This window comes from Actinomycetes bacterium, assembly GCA_036510875.1.
Classification (GTDB): Bacteria; Actinomycetota; Actinomycetes; order Prado026; family Prado026; genus DATCDE01.
Map to the genome: position 1 here is coordinate 1 of DATCDE010000256.1, position 3,364 is coordinate 3,364.

A 3,364-nucleotide genomic window follows, 5' to 3' on the forward strand; every position below is an offset into this window, starting at 1 on the left:
GGGCGTACGACCTGACCCGGCACACCGCACCCGCCGGCGACCGGCACATCGACCACATCCACATCTCGCTGGGCTGGCCGGGGGCGCTCGCGCAGACGTCGTTCTACACGGGCAGCACCGGCACCGCGGCGACCGGCTGCCAGCCGGACAGCGCCGGCTGCCCCGCGCGCCGGCTCGGCGGGACGGACCGGTACGCCACCAGTGTCGCCATCGGGCAGGCCGCCTACCCGACGTCCAGCGCCGTGGTGATCGCCTCCGGTGAGGACGCCCACCTCGTCGACGGGCTGGTCGCCGCCCCGCTCGGCCGCTCCCTGCAGGCCCCCGTGCTGCTCACCCAGGTGGGCGGGCTGCCCACCTCGGTCGCCGCCGAGGTCACCCGCCGGGCGCCCGCCACCGCCTGCCTGGTCGGGGGGACCGCGGCCGTCGGATCGGCCGTGGCCGCCCAGCTCACGAACGCCGGCATCCGGGTCGTGCGGCTGGCCGGCGCGGACCGGTACGCCACCGCCGCGGCGATCGCCCGGCAGGTCGGTGCCGGCGCTGGCACGGCGGTCGTGGCGCCCGGCGCCGACGACCAGCTGCTGGCGGCGCTGCTCGCCGGTGGCCCGGCCGCCGCGCTGTCCCTGCCGGTGCTGCTCACCGGGCCGGGGGCGGTGCCGGCCGCGACCACGCAGGCGATGGCCGCGCTCGGGGTGCGCTCCACCTACGTCGTGGGCGGCGTCCCCTCGGCGGCAGCGACGAGCCTGCCGGCGCCCACGGTGCTGCAGGCGCCCGGTGTCTACGCACTGTCCGCCCTGCTCGCGGACACCTTCGCCGGCCAGGTGGACCCGGCTGAGGTGGCACTGGCGTCGGGGGCGCCGGCGAACCTGGTCGACTCGCTGCCCGGCGGCGTCCTTGGCCGGATCATCCTGCTCACCGCGCCGTCGGCGCTGACCGCGTCCTCGCGGACCTGGCTGACCGACCACCCGGCGGTCGGCACGGTGACCGTCCTGGGCGGGACCGGCGCGGTCTCCGACCTGAGTGCCCGGGCGGCGGCCGCCGCGGTCACACGCTAGCGGTCACCCGCTCGCTGACGGCCCGGTCCGCCAGCCGGTCCGTGGCGGCGTGGGCGCACAGCACCACCGACGCGTCCAGCGCGAGCGGTACCGCGGTGGCGGCCAGCAGGTCGTCGGGCTGCGGCAGCGCCCCGGCCACCAGCAGGCGGCCCTGCGGCTGCACCCCCCAGCGCGCGGCTGTGGCCCTGGCCAGCTCGACGACCTCGGCCGCCGAACGATCCGTGCCGCCCACGGTCAGCGCGGGTGCGGCCGGGTCCAGCGGGCCCCCCGCGAAGCGGTCGCCGTGCAGGGGGACCTCGCGGGCGTAGTCGAGCACGCCGGCCGGCAGCGCCCCCTCGGGGAGCGGGGCGCCGAGGGGCCGCAGCGACACCACGACCAGCTCCGGGGCGGCTCGGTGGGCCTCGACGCCGTCCGGGCCGGTGACGGCGACAGCGCACGACGCCGGGTCTCCGCCGGGCGCCACGACCAGGCCAGCCGACCAGGCGGCCACCGCCCACACCGCCCCGAGCCAGTGCCGCGGCAGGTCGAGGGCCAGCACCTCACCGGGCTGCAGGCCGAGGCCGTCGACCACCAGGTTCGCGGTCTTGGCGACCCAGTTGGCGAACGAGGTCACGGACAGCTCGACCCGCTCACCGGTCGCGTCGTCGTAGAAGGTGACCAGCGGTCGGGCGGCGTCCCGGCGCAGCGCGGCGTCGAGCAGGGCGGCGGGGTGGTCCATCCGGCTCAGCCTAGGGGGGCAGCGGATAGGGTCAGCCGCCATGACCGACGCCATCCTGCTCGTGGGCGGCAAGGGAACCCGGCTGCGCCCGCTGACGGTGACCACGCCCAAGCCGATGCTGCCCGTGGCCGGCGTCCCGTTCATCGTCCACCAGCTGGCCCGGCTGCGCGACGCCGGCGTCACCCACGTCGTGCTCGCGACGTGGTACCGGGCCGAGGTCTTCGAGGGTTTCCTGGGCGACGGCAGCCGGTGGGGCATCGAGCTGGAGTACGTCACCGAGGACGTCCCGCTCGGCACCGGAGGCGGGATCCGCAACGTCGCCGACCGGCTGCGCGGCGGCCCGGACGACCCGGTGGTCATCCTCAACGGCGACGTCCTGTCCGGCCACGACATCGGCGCGCAGGTGGCCCTGCACCAGCAGCGCGGGGCCGACGTGACCCTGTACCTCACCAAGGTCGAGGACGCCCGTGCCTACGGCTGCGTGCCGACCGACGTCGACGGCCGGGTCACCGCGTTCCTGGAGAAGATGCCCGAGCCGGTGACCGACCAGATCAATGCCGGCTGCTACGTGTTCCGGCGCTCGGTGGTCGACGGCATCCCGCAGGGGCGGCCGGTCTCGGTGGAGCGGGAGACCTTCCCCGGGCTGCTGGCCGTCGGGGCGCAGGTCCTCGGCCACGTCGACCCGGCCTACTGGCTCGACCTGGGCCAACCGGCCGACTTCGTGACCGGCTCCCGGGACCTGGTGCTGGGCCGGGTGCGTTCGTCGGCGCTGCCCGGGCCCACGGGTGAGTCGCTTCGGCTGCCCGGCAGCCGGGTCGACGACGGGGCGCAGGTGGGCGGCGGCAGCACGCTCGGCCACGGCGCGGCGGTGGCCTCCGGTGCCGTCGTCGACGGGTCGGTGCTCGGGGACGACGTGGTCGTCGAGGCGGGTGCCGTCGTCCGGAACAGCGTGGTCGGGACCGGCGCCGTCGTCGGCGCCGGCGCCGTGCTCGACTGCGTCGTGGTGGGGGACGGCGCCCGCGTCGGCGCGCGGTGCGAACTGCCGCCGGGGTCGCGGGTCTGGGTCGACGCGGTGCTGGGCGAGCGCGCCGTGCGGATGTCGAGCGACCAGACGAGCTGACCGTGGTGGCCGAGCGGGCGGTGGCCCGGGCGGACCCGTTGCGGCGGGTCTGGGTCCCGGGGCGGCCGGTGGACCTGGTCGCCACGCTGGGGCCGCTGCGCCGGGGTCCCGTCGACCCCTTGTGGCGGGTCGGGGCGCGCGAGGTCTGGCGCGCGGCGCGCACCCCCGACGGGCCGGGCACGCTGCACCTCGCCCTCGACCCGGCGGCGGGCGAGGTGGTCGGGACGGCATGGGGTCCTGGCGCGCCGTGGCTGCTGGACACGTTGCCCGCGCTGCTGGGGGCCGACGACGTCACGGCCGAGGCGTTCGAGCCCGAGCACCCGCTGCTGCGGGCGGCCTGGCGGCGGCACCGTGGCTGGCGGGTCCCGCGCAGCCCCCCGGTGCTGGAGACGCTCGTGCTCACCGTGCTCGAGCAGAAGGTCACCGGGGGAGAGGCCCGGCAGGCCTGGCAGCGGCTGCTGCGGCGGTACGGCA

Annotated in this window: 4 protein-coding genes; 3 read left to right on the forward strand and 1 reads right to left on the reverse strand. The window is 77.4% G+C overall.

All coding sequences use genetic code 11. From position 1 onward, the window contains the following. Positions 1 to 1,052 (forward strand): cell wall-binding repeat-containing protein (locus VIM19_14965; GenBank protein HEY5186164.1); only part of this gene is annotated, 1,052 nt, incomplete at its 5' end. Here VIM19_14965 and VIM19_14970 read toward each other — a convergent pair. Next, positions 1,042 to 1,770 carry a TIGR03089 family protein gene (locus VIM19_14970; GenBank protein ID HEY5186165.1) on the reverse strand — a complete coding sequence of 243 codons (729 nt, stop codon included), beginning with the start codon at positions 1,768 to 1,770 and terminating at the stop codon, positions 1,042 to 1,044. The two genes, VIM19_14965 and VIM19_14970, sit on opposite strands and share 11 nt — an antisense overlap. A 40-nt stretch (positions 1,771 to 1,810) precedes the next feature. On the opposite strand from VIM19_14970, the gene VIM19_14975 reads away from it, so the two are divergent. Beyond that, positions 1,811 to 2,890 (forward strand): NDP-sugar synthase, encoded by a 1,080-nt coding sequence (locus VIM19_14975; GenBank protein ID HEY5186166.1) that lies wholly within the window; start codon positions 1,811 to 1,813, stop codon positions 2,888 to 2,890. Between the two features lie 2 nt (positions 2,891 to 2,892). Continuing rightward, the coding region (locus tag VIM19_14980) for a DNA-3-methyladenine glycosylase 2 family protein (protein HEY5186167.1) at positions 2,893 to 3,364 on the forward strand (472 nt) is incomplete at its 3' end.

Coding starts and splice junctions, on each gene's coding strand:
- VIM19_14970 (HEY5186165.1), bottom strand. CDS start 1,770: ATGGACCACCCCGCCGCCCTGCTCGACGCCGCGCTGCGCCGGGACGCC.
- VIM19_14975 (HEY5186166.1), top strand. CDS start 1,811: ATGACCGACGCCATCCTGCTCGTGGGCGGCAAGGGAACCCGGCTGCGC.